The 18,123-nt window shown below is 46.0% G+C and carries 8 protein-coding genes; 4 read left to right on the top strand and 4 right to left on the bottom strand.

The genetic code is table 11. The features are described 5' to 3' along the window. Positions 1-37: 37 nt before the first annotated feature. Positions 38-715 (bottom strand): hypothetical protein, encoded by a 678-nt coding sequence (locus tag QUA57_RS20335; RefSeq protein ID WP_333064619.1) that lies wholly within the window; start codon positions 713-715, stop codon positions 38-40. Between the two features lie 850 nt (positions 716-1,565). Between QUA57_RS20335 and QUA57_RS20330 the strand changes: the two genes are divergently transcribed. Both QUA57_RS20330 and QUA57_RS20325 read left to right on the top strand, forming a co-directional pair. After that, the gene (locus QUA57_RS20330) at positions 1,566-2,570 is read left to right on the top strand and encodes a PleD family two-component system response regulator (RefSeq protein WP_333064620.1); all 1,005 of its coding nucleotides are present in this window, start codon (positions 1,566-1,568) and stop codon (positions 2,568-2,570) included. A gap of 234 nt (positions 2,571-2,804) precedes the next feature. Further along, positions 2,805-8,837, top strand: a complete 6,033-nt coding sequence (locus QUA57_RS20325) for a response regulator (RefSeq protein WP_445304492.1) — start codon at positions 2,805-2,807, stop codon at positions 8,835-8,837. 312 nt (positions 8,838-9,149) lie between these two features. Here QUA57_RS20325 and QUA57_RS20320 read toward each other — a convergent pair whose 3' ends face one another. The 3 genes from QUA57_RS20320 to psbD form a co-directional block, all read right to left on the bottom strand. Then, positions 9,150-13,007 carry a GAF domain-containing protein gene (locus QUA57_RS20320; protein WP_333064623.1) on the bottom strand — a complete coding sequence of 1,286 codons (3,858 nt, stop codon included), beginning with the start codon at positions 13,005-13,007 and terminating at the stop codon, positions 9,150-9,152. A gap of 568 nt (positions 13,008-13,575) precedes the next feature. Further along, the gene (gene psbC, locus QUA57_RS20315; RefSeq protein WP_333048188.1) at positions 13,576-14,955 is read right to left on the bottom strand and encodes a photosystem II reaction center protein CP43; all 1,380 of its coding nucleotides are present in this window, start codon (positions 14,953-14,955) and stop codon (positions 13,576-13,578) included. 156 nt (positions 14,956-15,111) lie between these two features. Next, a complete protein-coding gene (psbD, locus tag QUA57_RS20310; protein ID WP_333040788.1) occupies positions 15,112-16,170 on the bottom strand; it encodes a photosystem II D2 protein (photosystem q(a) protein) in 1,059 nt (352 codons plus the stop codon). Between the two features lie 203 nt (positions 16,171-16,373). On the opposite strand from psbD, the gene QUA57_RS20305 reads away from it, so the two are divergent. Both QUA57_RS20305 and QUA57_RS20300 read left to right on the top strand, forming a co-directional pair. Next, positions 16,374-16,940 (top strand): photosystem I assembly protein Ycf4, encoded by a 567-nt coding sequence (locus tag QUA57_RS20305; RefSeq protein WP_333064048.1) that lies wholly within the window; start codon positions 16,374-16,376, stop codon positions 16,938-16,940. 309 nt (positions 16,941-17,249) lie between these two features. Beyond that, positions 17,250-18,035, top strand: coding sequence for a peptidylprolyl isomerase (locus tag QUA57_RS20300; protein WP_333064049.1), 786 nt, complete (start codon positions 17,250-17,252; stop codon positions 18,033-18,035). The last annotated feature ends 88 nt before the right edge of the window (positions 18,036-18,123 follow it).

The raw sequence follows: 18,123 nt of genomic DNA, 5'->3' as shown, positions 1-18,123 counted from the left end.
TGCACGCTAACTTACTCTCCATTTTTGGAAACAATACCTAATTTACCAGGGTTTGAGCCTTAACTGAACCGTATTGCAATATAATGAATATAAATATCAGGAAAATTGCTAAACCTATCAGCGGATGACTCACCAACCAGAAGACTACAGGGTGAGCGTCAATCCAATCTTTGACAGTACCATTGATAGCACTTTTGATGGCATCTGAAGCCGCACCGCTCATATTTCCCGCCTTGTTAATGCTATCTTCTAATGAAGCCTTAGCCTTTTCTGTTGCTTGATTTACACTCTCTACAGCTTGGCTAGTGCTTTGATTCAGAGTATTGACCGCAGAGTTAGTAGTTTGATTAATAGTTTCTTTAGCAGTTGCCGCAGAGTGAGAAACAGCATCAACAGCTTTGTTGGTACTTTCAATGACGCGACTAACTGCTTGATTCGCGACTTCAGATATAGAAATTCTCGCTTTTTCGGTTTTCTCAGCTACAGTACCTAAAGCATTGTTCGTAGCTTGATTCACAGTATTAACGGCAGAATTCGTAGTTTGAGTCAGAGATTCTTTTGCGTGATACGCAGTTTCGGAGAGAGAAGATTTAGCTTGTGCTGTTGCTTCTGAAACAGAATTCACTGCTTTTCCAACTTTTTCAGTCCAAACTTCTTTCGTTTTTAGAACGCTTTGAGAAAAAATTTGAGAAAAATCAGGTCGTGCTACTTCCATAGTAAGTTACCTCCATCAAGTTAATTTACTCTTTCCCAGTGATTATAGTAGAGCTTCTATTTTTAATAGGGGGACTTTAGCAAAAAATTGAGTGAGAAATAAAGCTAATATATATAGAGTCAACTTTTGAGCTTAGTCTCTTTCCTGATGGAATCTGATGAGATCAACAGTTGGGACATCCATGCTCCCATGCTTTGAAAGATGATGCCAACGCTTTGACGATGTGTTCCCTACTCAAGCCCAAAGACAGGAGTTTAGACACTATCTGAGGGATTATTCGGAGAAAAAAGAGAAAAAACCTATCCCAGCTCGCGCAGAACTCTGTAAAGGTTTCTTAACAAAGCTTACGCTTTTTTGCAGTCAGAGCTTCCTGGTGCTAACAAACGCTCAACCAAGGGCGAAGCGATACGTGATAGTGTGACCATCAGATGTATTCCCCAAAAATAGCTCGGACGATCGCTCAAAGATGAGGGAGGAATTTGATGCACCTGAAAAAGTCTGAATTAATTTAAAAAATATAGCATATTATCCCACCGACGATCGCGGGATAACAGGTGATCGTTCGTCAAAGCTCGCTTGACGTTGTAAAAACAGTTTAATGCCCCCAAGAATAATTACATATTTACAAATATTAGCGCGAGTTACCGGACTTTATATCTCCGAAAAAAAGCGAGAAATTTTAAGTAGACTGTGGCTGTTGGTTTAACCAACCCGACGCTGTCTAGGATGTTGTTGCGGAAGCTGATCTGGTGTATAATTTATGACATATTTTCCCCATTTTAACTTTCCCTCCCAAGCTCAAAATATGCTAGGCTAGAATGTTTCCAAAGCTTGAGATACACAATGACGTATGTATCAATCATTAGAAGAGTCAGCCATTTCGAGTAACGCATCTACGGAACCGTCTTCTCTAATTCTCATTGTGGATGACGATGCCTTGATGCGTTTGCAACTTCGACTGTATTTACAGAAGGAAAAATACCGAGTGGCCGAAGCTAATGATGGGTTGACAGGGCTAGCAGCTTATGAAGAATTAAATCCAGACCTGATCCTGCTAGATGCAGTGATGCCTACGATGGATGGTTTTGCTTGTTGTCAAAAATTATCTGAAGTGCCTGAGAGCGATCACCCACCTATTTTGATGATTACTAGCTTAGAAGACAAAGAATCTGTCGATCGAGCGTTTGCAGCGGGAGCCGCTGACTATATCACTAAGCCGATTCACTGGGCTGTTCTGCGACAGAGAGTGCGACGGTTGATTCAGCAATTCCACTTGCAACAGCAACAAACCCTACTTTACAAACAGCTAGAAGCCGCCAATCGGCAATTAAAATACCTAGCGTCAATTGACGGTTTGACTCAGATTGCCAATCGCCGTCAGTTTGACCAACAGCTAGAGGAGGAGTGGCGACGCATGACGAGGCAGCAAACTCCTTTGTCACTGATTTTGTGTGATATCGATTTGTTCAAGCCTTACAACGATACTTATGGACACCAAGCAGGGGATCTATGTTTAAAGCAAGTTGCGGCAGCTCTCAATTGCAGTATTAATCGAGCTGGAGATTTAGTAGCACGTTATGGAGGTGAAGAATTTGTAGTGATTTTGCCCGAAACAGAGCTGGAGGGAGCCGTCCAAATAGTTAAAAAAATTCAGGCTCGCGTCCAAGCTTTAGCAATAGTCCATAAGAGTTCTCCGAATCATTGCATTACCCTCAGCTTCGGTATTACCACTGTGATTCCCACCCAAGAGAGCCTGCCAGAAACTTTAATTACTGCTGCCGATGCAGCACTTTATCAAGCCAAAGACCAAGGTCGTAATACTTTTTGTACCAAGACTCATACAGTTAATGAGTGAACTCATTAAATCATAAGAGTAAAAACTAAGCCTCTCGTAATTTGGAATAATTTTTTCTTAAAAGTTGAGCGAAATATCAAGTCCTGCATGAGTAAGCCTTGATTGCTGATTGAAAGCTTAAATAATCGGTGGTGCGATCTTCATAGAAACTGTCAAGTAAATAACACATCGGCTCTCTGGCGCTTTTTTTATCGGAATCAGGTCATATTCAGCAACTAGCGATTATAAAAGTTTATGGGAAGGGCTAGCTCAGTGCGTAATAAAAGATGGTTAGGTGCGATCGCCCTTCTCACTGGAGCGGGTTTTCTGGGCAACTATTTCAATTTGTCTCTTTTCTTTGGGGTTGATTTCCTCTTTGGCAGTATTGCAATACTGATTATTACTTACTACTTCGGCTGGGGTTGGGGAGGTTTTGCCAGTCTAATAGCAGGCAGCTATACTTATCTGCTTTGGAATCATCCATACGCCACCATCATTTTGGTAATTGAGGCACTGTTTGTAGGGTTTCTTTGCCAGCGCAAACATCCGAACCTCCTTTTATTTGATGGGATGTACTGGTTCTTAATTGGAATGCCTCTCGTTTGGCTTTTCTACGGTCAAATGCTGCACATGGAGGCGGCTCAAGTCTTGCTAGTTATGTGCAAACAAGCAGTCAACGGCATTTTTAATGCCTTAGTTGCCAGCTTAATCATTTCTTATGCGCCGAGTCATCTGTGGGTTAGGCATTCAAAGCATTTCCATATCTTCTCATTAAAACAAACTATTTTTCATCTGTTGGTTGCTTTTGTCTTTTTTCCAGGACTGCTCCTATTAGTTATTGATGGTAGATACTTAGTCGCTCAAATTCAGACGACTGTGCAAACTGAGTTACAAACAAACGGGATAAATCTCAGTAGCGATCTATCTAGATGGAATCAGCGACATCTCTTAGCGTTGAATACATTAGCGGAAAAATCGCTCATTCCTGAAGCCGCCACTGCTGCTAATCAAGCGATTCAATCATCCGATAAACTGCAACAAGACATTAGCCTGATTGAGCAGTGGTTTACAGATTTCGACAACATTTATGTGGCCGATTCATCGGGAACAGTTTTAGCGGCTTCTTCTTCTTTAAATCAAACCCGTCGGTGGTTGATTGAACAAAGCACCGAACATAAATCTCTAATTACCCTGGCTCAAGAGCGGTTGAGGCCTTGGATGGCTCCTATCCACAAGGATTTATTAATTGACCAACCTCATGTAGGATTGAATTTTCCCCTGCAAGTTCAAGGTAATTTCCTTGGCCTGATCCACGCTTCATTAGCATTAAGCAAGATCCAAGCTCTATACATTTTTCAGCAAAAAAATCACCAATTACGCATTACATTGTTCGATCAAAACAACCGACAGATTGCCAGTAATCACTCCGATCAAAAGCTTTTGAACACTGTTGATAAGTCAAAAGATGGCAGCACTCGCACCTTAGAGGGAACCTTGCAACAATGGGTTCCTAGCAAGGGCAACTATCCGATGATCCGTTGGAAAAACTCTTTCTATATACAGGAATTTATTATTAGCTCTGATCTGGAGTGGAGATTACGCTTAGAAATTCCAGCAGCTCCCTATGTAGAAAATTTACAAAACCGCTACAGGATAGATCTGATTATTCTTCTCGTCATCACAATGTTGGCATTTTTGTCTGCAACGGTGGTTAGCGAACGACTGGTCAAGCCGTTATCCTTTTTAGCTCTTGCCACTACTGACTTACCCAACAAGCTTTCAGAAAAAACATTTGAATGGAAACATAGTTCTGTTACTGAAATCAATGAGCTTGCTAGCAATTTTCAAGTGATGGCGATCGCGCTAAATCAAAAGTTTAGGGAGATTAAACAGGCCAACGCTACATTAGAACAGCGGGTTCAAGAACGAACGCAAAGATTATCCAAAATCAATCGCTCTCTGAAAGCTGAAATTAAGAGACGTAAACAAGCCGAAGCTGAACTAAGAACAAGAGAGGCGGCGATACGAGCTTTATATGAAGTCACTGCTACCCAAAATCTCAATTTTGAGCAGCGTATCCAAGCGTTGATTGACATGGGATGTCAGAATTTTGGGCTTGCAAGTGGCATCTTGGCTCGTGTGCAAGATAATATTTATGAGGTGATGGTTGCACGATCGCCCGATCGACTCCTGAAACCAGGTGATGTCTTTAATATTAAGCAAACTTTGTGCTGTGAAGCTTTAGACACAAATGAACCCCTAACCATCGAACATATAGGCACCTCAAAATGGCGTTACCATCCTGCCTATCTTGCCCTTGGCATAGAAGCTTATATTGGAACACGAGTGTTAGTTGCAGGCAAAGTCTACAGTACCCTCAGCTTTTCTAGTAAATCTCCTCGTGCAGACAGCTTTAAATCTGCCCATGTAGAATTACTGAAACTGATGGCTCAATGGATTGGTAGTGAAATTGAACGGCATCAGGCAGAAGTCGCTCTGCAAGCGAGTGAAGAGCGGTGGGAACTCGCCCTACGTGGTAGTAATGATGGGGTATGGGATTGGCACGTCAACACCAATGAAGTATTCTTCTCCGCTCGCTGGAAAGAGATGTTGGGCTACGAAGACCATGAACTCCCTAATCACCTGGATGAATGGAGCAAGCGGGTGCATCCCAATGATCTCGATTGGGTGATGCAAGTAATTCAAGATCACTTTGAGGGCAAAACTCCCTTTTATATTACAGAACATCGATTGCTTTGCAAGGATGGGAGCTACAAATGGATTTTAGCTCGAGGGCAAGCGCTTTTGGATGAAGCGGGCAAAGTTGTCCGTATGACTGGTTCTCACAGCGATACTACCGAGCGCAAAAAGTTGGAGCAGGAAATTCAAGCCAGAGAGCAATTATTAAATGCTTTCTTTAACGGAGCTTCCCTAGCAGGGGTGGGGCTGTGTATCTACGATCGGCAGTTTCGATTTTTACAAATCAATGAGGCACTAGCTGAAATTAATGGCCGCTCTGTCGAGGCTCACTTAGGTAAGACAACCGATGAGATTTTGGGAGAATTTGCTCCTGGTGTAAATGCACTGTTACAACAGGTTTTAACGACAGGAAAACCTTCCATCAACTTGGAAATTAGCACAGACGTATCCAGTCAAACTGCTGCCCAGCGCTACTGGCTAACTTCTCATTTCCCCATTTTCAAGGATGCAGAGCAACCTGTAGCAGTGGGTTGCATTCTGATTGAAATTAGCGATCGCAAACGAGCCGAAGCGGAACTGCAACAAATGAGTGCGGCGCTAGAAAATGCTGTGGCAGGCATTTCTCGGCTGGACTCTCAAGGACGCTATATGTCTGTCAATATGACTTATGCTGCCATCTGTGGATATGGGCATGAGGAAATGCTAGGGATGGAATGGCAAAGAACCGTTCATCCTGAAGATGTTGAGAAGATGGTGGCTGCTTATCAGCAAATGTTGAGGGACGGCAGAGTCGAAGCGGAAGCTAGGGGAATGCGAAAAAATGGCTCTAGCTTCTATAAACAAGTGGTGATGGTCTCTGCTTATGACGAGCAAAATGTGTTGGTCGGGCATCACTGCTTCATGAAGGATATTACCGATCGCAAGCAGGCAGAAGAAGCACTACAACGACAATTGGAAAAAGCCCTACTGCTGAAGCAAATTACCCAAGAAATTCGTCAAAGCCTCAATGCTCAACAGATATTTGAAACGGCCGCTGTTCAGATTGGGCAAGCTTTTGGGGCCAGTCGTTGCTTAATTCGCACATACCTGGACAATCCACAGCCTCAGTTTCCTGTCGTTGCAGAGTATCTAGCAGTGGGATATGCACCCAGCGGGGAGCATGACATTCTGGCCGCGAGTCATGCTTATACCCAACAGTTGATGGCTCAAGATAAAGCTATCGCCTCCCCGGATGTCTACTGCGATTCATTGCTCACCTGTGCTCATTCAATTTGTACCAGTCTCAATTTGAGATCGACATTAGCAGTGCGAACCTCTTACCAAGGAGAACCGAATGGTGCCATTTGTTTGCACCAGTGCGATCGTTACCGTCAGTGGACCGCCGATCAAGTGGAGTTGCTAGAATCAGTGGCCGCTCAAGTAGGAATTGCCCTAGCTCAAGCCAAATTACTAGAGCAAGAAACTCGACAACGAGAAGAATTAACTCTGAAAAACTTTGCTTTGGAGCAAACTAGGCGGGAAGCAGAAGCAGCGAGCCGAGCCAAAAGTGAGTTTCTGGCGATGATGAGCCATGAAATTCGCACTCCCATGAATGCGGTTATTGGTATGACGGGACTACTGCTCGATACAGAACTCAAGGCTCAACAGCGAGACTTTATCGAGACGATTCGTAATAGTGGGGATACCCTTCTGAGTATCATCAACGACATCCTTGACTTCTCCAAAATTGAGTCGGGCAAGCTGGAGTTAGAAAAGCATCCTTTGAGCTTGAGAGATTGCATAGAAAATGCTATCGACCAACTTGCAGTTAAAGCAGATGAGAAGGATATTGAGTTGGGCTACCTCATCCAGCCTCAGACTCCTAAGTTGATTTTGGGTGATGTCACCCGTCTCCGTCAGATTCTAGTTAACTTGCTCAACAATGCGATTAAGTTTACTGAAGCTGGGGAAGTTACCATTTCCGTGGAAGCCTCTCTAGTTGATTCTGACAAAACAATTTCTGAGCCAGGGAACTTGTCAGAAAGCTTGTATGAAATCCAGTTTGCTATTCAAGACACAGGCATTGGTATTCCAGCCAACCGGCTCGATCGACTGTTCAAGTCTTTTAGTCAAGTAGATGCTTCGACGACTCGGCAGTATGGAGGGACTGGTTTAGGTCTGGCGATTAGTAAGCGACTTACTGAAACGATGAACGGCATGATGTGGGTTGAGAGTTCCGGCCACGTCGGAGGAACCCCTTCACCCAAATGGCAAGCCGCTAAGCCTCATCGAGTCACAATGGGTTCGACCTTCTACTTCACGATTGTGGCATCCTCTGTTGCTACTGAGTTAGCCGAACCGATTGAAATGCTACCAGAACTATCTGGCAAGCATTTATTAATCGTGGATGATCTGGCGACTAACCGACAAATTCTGACGTTGCAAGCTGAGACTTGGGGGATGCAGATTCGCGCTGCCCAATCGGCGGTGGAAGCGCTCAACTGGCTTGAGAATGGAGAAACGTTTGATGTCGCTATTTTAGATATGCAAATGCCACAAATGGACGGCTTCACACTCGCCTCAGCCATCCACCAGCATCCTAAGTGCCACCGTTTACCCCTGGTGATGCTGACTTCAATGGGCAAACCAGAAGTGAGTTCTTCAGAACTCTCCACCCACTTTGCGGCTTGTTTAAGCAAACCTATCAAACAATCCCAACTTTATGAAGTCCTGACCCAGGTGCTACAAGCCCAACCGACGAAAGTTCAACAGCGCCCCCCGAGCTCTGTTCAGGATGATATTAAACTTGCCCAGAGACTTCCACTGCGAATTCTGTTAGCAGAGGATCATCTGGTGAATCAGAAGGTGGCACTGCTGCTGTTAGAGCGTTTGGGATACCGGGCCGATGTTGCTGCCAATGGATTAGAAGTTTTGGAAGCCCTGAATCGCCAGCCTTATGATGTAGTGCTGATGGATGTACAAATGCCAGAGATGGATGGACTAGAAGCCAGCCGTCGTATTTGCCAGGAGTGGCCGGCTCATGCTCGTCCCTGGATTATTGCAATGACGGCAAATGCCATGCAGGGCGATCGCCAGGTTTGTCTTGATGCTGGCATGAATGACTATATCAGTAAACCAATTCGAGTAGATGCTCTCATCCAAGCGCTGAGTCAGTGTCCACCCAACCCGGAACCGCAGCAGGCCCAAGAGGAGGAATCAGATAGCCACAAGCCAGAAATTGATATGCCAGCGGTTAACCTCACTGAACTGCAAGCCTTCTGTAGCAGCATCGATCAAGATTCAACCCAGATTTTGAGCTTGCTGGCGAACTGCTACTTTGAGGAATCTCTAAAGTTGCTACAAGCTATGAAATTAGCGATCGCCCAAGCGGATACTCAAACCCTAAAGCGAGTGGCTCATACCCTCAAAGGCAGTAGTGCGAATCTAAGCGCGGCTCCTCTGGCCAAGCTTTGTGCCACGCTAGAAGTTATGAGTACCTCTGGTGAACTAGATCGAGCCTCAAGCCTTTTGGCTCAAATCGAGGGTGAGTACGATCGTGTCAAGAATACTCTCCAACAAGAGCTACAAAAGAGCGAAACTAATCTATGAAAGTCAATTAAATAGGCATCTTTTTGCATCAGGACTTAGGCAACTGTCACCCGCGATGCCGCAAGGTGCCTATGCGATCTCATACCCACGATCAAGCCTGATTCCAAATCTGTCAGCATCGAAATTATTCATATATTTCTTCTCGACCTCTGCGTGAATCAGCGTCAATCCCTTGTCATCTGTGGCCAGAGAAATTCTCTTTTTTTTACCGCCGATGAGGGCAGATAAACATAGATTAATACACATGAATTATATCAATTTCGGCTGCACCCTGCGTGATTCTTGACTGTTGACTGGATTTTACAATAATGATTAATGACTAATGACTGCTGGCTGCCGTCGAAGCGGAATCTCAATCACAAACTCAGTACCTTTCCCCAATTCCGAATTGCATTTTAAAACCCCTCCGTGTTTCTCTACCACAATTTGGTAACTAATTGACAGTCCCAATCCAGTACCTTTCCCAACTGGCTTAGTCGTGAAAAAAGGGTCAAATATGCGTTGTCTCATAGATTCCGTAATTCCGGTACCGTTATCAGAAATCCGAATCACCGCGCTAGGAATAGTACCATTAAGTTGACCGACAGCAGTAGATATTTTAATTTGAGGAATTACAGATTGACCAGCGAGCAACTTGTGCGATTCCAAAGCATCGATCGCATTTCCAATAACATTCATAAATACCTGATTCAACTGTCCAGCATAACACTCAACTCGAGGCAAAATGCCGTATTCTTTCACTAGCACAATGTTTGGACTGTCGGCATTAGATTTCAGCCTGTGCTGTAAAATTAACAGCGTGCTGTCAATGCCCTCGTGAATATCAACCGCCTTCATTTGACTTTCGTCAAGACGAGAGAAATTCCTTAAAGACAGAACTATTTGACGGATGCGATCGGCTCCCACCTTCATTGAGGATAGCAATTTTGGCAAATCTTCTAGCAAAAATTCCAAGTCAATATCTTCACTCAATTTGTCTATTTCAGGACTATAAGCGGGATATTGCTGCTGGTAAAGTTCAAGCAAACTCAGTAAGCTAGCAGTATATTCACTAGCGTGATTGAGATTGCCGTAAATAAAATTAACCGGATTGTTGATTTCGTGAGCAATCCCGGCTACCAGTTGCCCCAAACCAGACATTTTTTCAGTTTGAATCAATTGAGCTTGAGTGTGCTGCAAATCCTTTAAACTTTGAGCGATTTGTTCTGCTTGGCGTCTAGTTTGAGCCAGCAAATCGGCTTGTTGGATAGCAACGCCTAATTGATTAGCAATCTGAGCTAAAAAGTTAACTTCTGAACTTTCCCAACCGCGGGGCTCAGAATGTTGATACGCTGTCAGCAAACCCCAAAGTCCTTGTCCTACAAAAATCGGCGCGATCGCATAACCCTTCACCTGAAATTTCTCTAAAATACCGACAACACACTCCGAGTGGCCAACTTGATAGATATCGTCTACGGCTAGAGTTTCATTATTGGCATATCTGCCGCCTCGGTTTTCCTGCAAATAAGTATCTTGCCACACTGTACTAATACCTTCCCCTACCAATTTTATCCAGCCATCTTTCACAAACTCGGCAACATAATAGCCACTCCAATCAGGATTAAATTGATAGACAGCAATTCTATCAACTTGCATAAACTGACAAACTTCTTGGGTTGCAGTCTTAAAAATCGCGTTGATATCGAGAGATTGTCGAATCTTAGCCACCACTTCAAACAGTATTCGCTGTTGCTCGGCTGCCCACTGCAAATCAACTGATTGCTGCCGCGTTTTAGCCAACAAATCTGCTTGTTCTAATCCTACACTCAACTGAATTCCAACTTGCCTAGCAAACTGAATTTCCGAAGTGTTCCAATGGCGCAAACCGCTGCACTGGTGCACGCACAGCAAACCCCAAAGTTCGCTGCCATTCATCAGCGGCATAATCACCTGAGCTCTAATTTGAAATTGAGCTAAAAGAGCAGCATGGCAGTCTGAGAGTCCAGCATTTTCGACATCTGATAGCACTTGAATCTGTCCCTGACTATATTTTTTGGCATAGTTTTCGCTAAAGAAATGATCGCGAACTTTTACATTCATTGCCGAAGAAAACCCAGGCAAAACATCTTCGATAATAAATTCGCCTTCATTAAAGTTTAAACTAGGATCAAAGCGATAAATGCCAACTCTATCTGCCTTTAATATCCGCCGCAATTCTGTAGTTGTAGTACGAAAAATTGTATCTAAATCGAGAGATTGTCGAATTTTAGCAACTACCTCAAACAGTATTCGCTCCTGCTCTGCTGCCCGGTGCAACTCAACTGCTTGCTGCTGAGTTTGAGCTAGCAAATCTGCTTGTTCTAAAGCGATGCTTAGCTGAGCGGAAATTTGGCTAGCAAATTTAATTTCAGAAGATTCCCAGTTGCGGGGAGCCGAACATTGGTGTACGCACAGCAACCCCCAAAGGTGGTTGCCTTTCATAATCGGTGCAACTAAAGTAGCTTTGACCTGAAATTGCTCCAAGACTTTGTGAAAGCAATCTTGCAGTCCGGCCTGTCTGATGTCGGACATGGCGTGAATTCGCCCCTGAGAGTAGAGATTGGCGTAGTTTTCTCCAAAGCAGCGATCGTGCACTTTGACTGCCATTGCTGACACAAAACCTGGCAAAACATCTTCGGAAACGAATTCGCCGTCGTTAAATTCTGATGCGGAATCGAAGCGGTAAACTGCAACTCTATCGGCATTTAAAGCCCGCCGCACTTCCTGGGACATCGTGCTAAAAATTTTGTTCAAGTCGAGGGATTTCCGCATTTTTGCCACCACCTCAAACAGCACTCGTTGCTGTTGGGTCAACTGCTGTAGTTGAGCGGTGCGCTTTTGAACTTGATTTTCTAAATTTGTGTTAAGTTCATCTATTTGTTGATCGAGTTGGTAGTGGTTAATAGCATTAGAAAAGTGCGTGCCAAAAATTTGGAGCAATTCAATTTCTTCAGCGTTCCATTCGCGAATTTGGGCAGTTTTTGACTCTTTCCACGCTTCAAAAGATATCCGAGATTGGGCGAGCCGCTCGTCGCTATCAAACTGTCTAGCCCAGAGAGTTTCGGTGTCAAATTCTTCTCGAAAAATGGTCAAGTAACCGAATATGTGCTGGCGGGTTCTGAGCGGTACGATTAAAATGCTGCGAATTTTGGTCGATCGAAATGCAGGTTGCAGGCTTCTCAAACTGCTAATTTGGTACAAGTCGGAAATTGCCCAAACCTGTTGCTCGCCGGATTTAAAATATTCGTGCCAGACGCTGTATTGCTCAACCTGCGGGTATTTTGCCGAAATTTGCATCTTCGGCCCTGAGCCGCAAGTGTAGACTGTGAGTTCCCGATTCGAGTTATCCGAATAGGGAACTAGATTCGTCACCTTGCTGCTGTCGGAAATGAATGGCGTGGCAAAAATGCACAGCCTGCCGCCGGCGGCGTCTAGTGCTGCTACCGATTCTACCAAAGCTGTTTGGAGTTCAATCGCCGGCTGGGAGTTAAGGGCTGCGGCGACGCGGTTGACGGCAGCTTCCCGTTGAGCTTTCGCCCTCGCTTGGGCGAGGAGGGTTGATTGGGCTATGGCGACGCCGAGCTGATCTGCCACCATCTGAACGCCTTGGAGTTCGTTTTCTCCCACACTCCGGGACTCGGAGTGATGAGATACCAACAACCCCCAGAATTCTTCGCCGTGAAAAATTGGTACTACCAAGCAAGCCTTGACGCCCAGTGCAGTCAAGTATTCAGCGTGGCAGGGGTCAACCGCACGAAAGCGCATTTCGTCGGGCAGCAGTTGGCCGGAAACTGCCTCGCGGCGGGGACTTTGGCCTAGCTGCCCGGAATCTATATCGACGATTGATCGCACCTGTAGTTGGGCGAACAGTTCGCGGGCGTGAGGGGGAATATCGTCTGCTGGAAAATGCAGACCCAATAGGGATGGCAAGCGGTTGCCGTTAATTGATTCGGCAATCACTTCACCGCTACCGTCGCTATGAAATTTGTAGATTTTTACTCTGTCTGTTCCCAAGAAGGATTGAACTTCCGCTGCTGTTGCGCTCAGAATTTCGGGTAGTTCTAGAGAGCGGCGAATGCGGTTGGCGATGCGTTCGAGCAAATTTGCTCGATCGAACCTCACCTTGACATTTTCGATCTTTAATGAGTCCATTATTAATCTTTTGCTTTCCTAGCAATAATAGTAAGCGGCCCAAAAGTTTTGTGCCTGTTAAAAAATTCGGCAAGCACAGCCATTTAATAAAATATAAATATCCTGATGGCGATCGTCGATTAGTTTTGCACCTGTAGCAATCTGCCTTAAAATTGCAAGTTTTCAGTGCAACTTTCCATTGTGTGGGATTAAAACTTTTGTACTTTAAATATAAACTTTGTCGAGCCTGCCTTGCAAGGCATATACCCCAACGGATTAAAATTGTCAAGTTTCAAGACTTGTAGAGTCATTCACCGCCAGCGATGAAGGTCGCACCGAAATATCTCAGCCCTAGATGCAAAAGATCGCTCAGGAACGAGCTGACGGAAAGAAACAGGATTGAATTCAACAGCTTAACTCAGAAACCGGGTTTCTACGTCTTGGATTGTATCTGCTGCTAGCGGGTTCGGAGAACAGTCGATCGACAATCCGCAGCTTTTTCAGATATTATTTGCTCAAAAAAAAGCTCCTGCCGTTAAGCAGGAGCCTTTTTCAACTAGACAATCAAATCAGAAATAAGTTCGATCGATTAGTCTAAGTCTGGCATAGAAAGTACCGCTTCATTTTCGCGATCGATACCCTTCTCAAAGCCAGCGACAGCCGCGCGAGCGCGACCAGCGTGCCACAAGTGGCCGACCAAGAAGAAGAAACCCATCACAAAGTGGAAACAGGACAGCCAAGAACGAGGAGAAGTGAAGTTAAACGAGTTAACTTCAGTCGCCACACCGCCCACAGAGTTCAAAGAACCCAGAGGAGCGTGAGTCATGTACTCAGCCGCGCGGCGAGCTTGCCAAGGCTGAATGTCATTCTTGATTTTGTTCAAGTCCAAACCGTTAGTACCGCGCAAGGGTTCCAACCAAGGGCCTTGGAAATCCCAGAAACGCATCGTTTCACCGCCGAAAATGATTTCGCCAGTAGGAGAGCGCATCAGGTATTTACCCAGACCGGTGGGGCCTTGTGCAGAACCGACGTTAGCACCCAAGCGTTGGTCGCGGATCAGGAAGGTCAAAGCTTGCGCTTGAGAAGCTTCCGGGCCTGTCGGACCGTAGAATTCGCTGGGGTAAGCAGTGTTGTTGAACCAGACAAAGCAGCAAGCGATGAAGCCCATCAGGGACAAAGCGCCCAAGCTGTAAGACAGGTAAGCTTCGCCAGACCAGATTAAGGCGCGGCGAGCCCAGCCGAAAGGCTTGGTCAAAATGTGCCAAACACCGCCAGCGATACAAATCAGGCCGAGCCAGATGTGACCGCCGATAATGTCTTCCATGTTGTTGACGCTGACAATCCAGCCTTCGCCACCAAAAGGAGAGCGTACCAAGTAGCCAAAAATCACAGCCGGATTCAGAGTGGGGTTCGTGATAATACGCACGTCACCGCCGCCCGGAGCCCAAGTGTCATAGACACCGCCGAAGAACATGGCCTTAGCTACCAGCAGCAGAGCGCCACATCCTAACAGAATCAGGTGGTAGCCGATGATATTGGTCATCTGGTTCTTATCTTTCCAGTCGTAGCCGAAGAACGAAGAGTATTCTTCGAGAACTTCTGGGCCGCGAACGGCGTGATAAATGCCGCCCAAACCGAGAACAGCAGATGAAATCAAGTGAAGAACGCCGACTACGAAGAACGGGAAGATATCCGTAACTTCACCGCCGGGGCCGACGCCCCAACCCAAAGTAGCGATGTGGGGCATCAAGATTAAGCCCTGTTCGTACATGGGCTTTTCTGGGATAAAGTGAGCGACTTCAAACAAAGTCATTGCACCGGCCCAGAAAACGATCAAGCCAGAGTGAGCGACGTGGGCGCCCAGCAGTTTGCCGGAGAGATTGATCAAACGAGCGTTGCCAGACCACCAAGCGAACCCGGAGGATTCTTGGTCGCGACCGCTTGCGTAGGAATTAGAGAGCGTTACCACCCGGTAGAACCTCCAACGATTTTAGATTTTGGATTTTGGGTTTTTTTGTTCCCTAGTAGGGCACGGTATCACCGCGCCTGCGCCGGGGAATAGGGATTTGGATTTCAGATTAGTTTAAAAAAATTAAATTAATCTGAAATCCAAATCCTGATTTTTTTAAAGTGCGTTACCGCGAGGCAGAACTTCTTCAGGGAAGATGAAGTTTTCGTGGGGTTGGTCAGTAGGAGCCATCCAAGCACGAATGCCTTCGTTAAGCAGAATGTTCTTAGTGTAGAACGTTTCAAACTCAGGATCTTCAGCAGCGCGCAATTCTTGGGATACGAAGTCATAGGCGCGCAGGTTTAATGCTAAACCGACGATGCCAATGGAGCTCATCCACAAGCCTGTGACAGGTACGAACAGCATGAAGAAGTGCAACCAGCGTTTGTTGGAGAAGGCAATTCCGAAGATTTGCGACCAAAAACGGTTGGCTGTCACCATCGAGTAGGTTTCTTCTGACTGAGTTGGGTTGAAGGCGCGGAAGGTGTTTGCGCCTTCGCCGTCTTCAAACAAGGTGTTTTCTACGGTTGCACCGTGGATGGCGCACAGCAGCGCGCCGCCCAAGATGCCTGCAACGCCCATCATGTGGAACGGGTTGAGCGTCCAGTTGTGGAAGCCTTGCAGGAATAACAAAAAGCGGAAAATTGCTGCGACGCCGAAACTGGGGGCGAAGAACCAGCCTGATTGACCCAAGGGGTAAAGCAGGAACACCGACACAAACACGGCGATGGGGCCGGTGAATGCTAGGGCATTGTAGGGACGGATGCCTACCAAACGGGCGATTTCAATCTGACGCAGGCAAAAGCCGATCAGTGCGAAGGCGCCGTGGAGGGCTACGAATGTCCACAGCCCGCCGAGTTGGAACCAGCGGGTGAAGTCCCACTGTGCTTCGGGGCCCCACAGGAACAGCAGGGAGTGTCCGAGGCTGTTGGCTGGGGTGGAGACTGCTACGGTGAGGAAGTTGGCTCCTTCGAGGTAGGAACTTGCCAAACCGTGGGTGTACCAGGAGGTGACGAAGGTGGTGCCTGTTAACCAGCCACCGATGGCTAGGTAGGCGCAGGGGAATAGCAGGATGCCAGACCAGCCTACGAAGACGAAGCGATCGCGTTTGAGCCAGTCGTCGAGGACATCAAATATGCCTCTTTCGGTCTGGGCGCGTCCGACTGCGATTGTCATTGGGGTAAAATCCTTTTGCTTGTTAAAAGACCAAGGTTTCTAATTAAAGTTAACATAACTATATATTAGAAGTTCATAATTTTTCAACATAATTAGCAGGAGTTGATACACAATGCCGATCGGTCGATCGCGATCTCGTCAGCGAAGCGTGACGCTCGGTGGGCTAATTGAATTAAGATTTGGCTTTAAGGCTGTTTAATTTTATGACTGCAAAAACAATGACCTCGATCGATCCTGTCCTGCGCTACCCGGTTTTGGGCTCCCGCCGCTTCAGCAATTACTGGTGGGCGACGGTGGTCAGCATTGGAGGGACTGGTTTCCTGCTGTCGGGCATTTCCAGCTACTTGCACGTTAACCTGCTGCCTTTTGCTGACCCGACTCAGCTTGTTTTCATCCCCCAAGGCATTGCGATGGGTTTCTACGGTGTCTGTGGCGTGCTTTTGGCGCTTTACCTGTGGCTGACTATTCTCTGGGATGTCGGTGGCGGTTACAACGAGTTCGATCGGCAAACTGGTAACATTCGGATCTTTCGCTGGGGTTTTCCCGGCAAAAACCGAAAAGTTGATTTTAATTGCAAGACATCGGACGTGCAATCTGTGCGGGTGGACATTAAAGAAGGTCTCAGTCCCCGCCGCAGTATTTATCTTAAGCTCAAAGACCGCCGCCAGTTTCCCCTGACTAGAGTCGGACAGCCGATTGCTTTGTCTGAAGTGGAAAATCAAGCGGCCGAATTGGCTCGATTTTTGCAAGTTCCCCTAGAAGGACTTTAGGGATTTTCGATTGGCGATTTTAGATTGGTAATGTCTCGTAGGGTGCGCCGGGCCGCGCACCTTATCTACCTGGTAAGTGAAAAAGATTCATCTGCGAGTAAGCCCGTTACCAATTTTTGAATCTATCAATTAACAATACTTCCGACAGTTTTTAATTGCAAATCGTAGAATAATAGTTTCCAGGCGATTAGGCAAGTTCGCTATCCAAGGAAAATCTCGGTTTTCAGACTACGAACTAAAAACAGTTCGGACTATTGAATTAAAATCTTTAGTTGCAAAGTCCGTAATTGACTCAAAGTGAAAATACAAATGCAAATGCAAATCAAAATTCAGCGCTGGTTGTTCTCACTTTTAATAATTGGCGCGTTGTTTGTGGGAGGATGCGGTAATTCCCCTGTGGCAAACTCGACTCCCACATCGAATCCGGCGTCGGGTGACAATATTTCTTTGTCTCCGTCTCCGTCTCCTGCTGCTGTAGCGGCGAGTTCGCAATTTAGCAATTTGCCACGATTGGAAGGAAAAGCAACGGTGGTGATGACGGTTAAAGGTGCTCCAATTACGATCGAACTCGACGGCACAAATGCGCCAATTACTGCGGGCAATTTTGTCGATTTGGTTCAGAAAGGAGTCTACGACGGGCTGGTATTTCACCGAGTAGTTCGGGAACCTCAGCCTTTTGTAGTTCAAGGCGGCGACCCCCAAGGTAAAGACCCTAAATTCCCTACGGCGCGGCTGGGAACTGGTGGTTTTATTGACCCAAAAACTACTGCCGAACGCAGGATTCCTCTAGAAATTAAAGCTAAAGGTGCTGCAAATCCGACTTACAGCGCGACGCTACAAGAAGCTGGGGTTAAGGAGAAACCCGTGTTGATGCACAGTCGCGGGGCTGTTGCTATGGCTCGATCGCAGAGTCCTGATTCGGCTTCTTCTCAGTTTTACTTTACTTTGACCGATGTACCGTTTTTGGACGGCAGCTATGCAGTTTTTGGGTACGTGAAACAAGGCATGGATGTGATTGATAAGATTGAAGCGGGCGATCGCATTGAGAAGGCTACGGTTACTCAGGGTTTGGAAAATTTTAAGCCTGTTCAGTAGTCAATAGTCAGTCGTAACTCGTCCTATCAATTCCGGTTGCACGATCGAGATGATTGTTGACTGTTGACGGTTGACTCGATTTTATTAT

Origin of the sequence: Microcoleus sp. Pol7_B2, assembly GCF_036701035.1 — a bacterium.
Classification (GTDB): domain Bacteria; phylum Cyanobacteriota; class Cyanobacteriia; order Cyanobacteriales; family Microcoleaceae; genus Microcoleus.
Note: the sequence above shows the minus strand (reverse complement) of the source record. Positions and strands in the feature narration are given on the sequence as shown.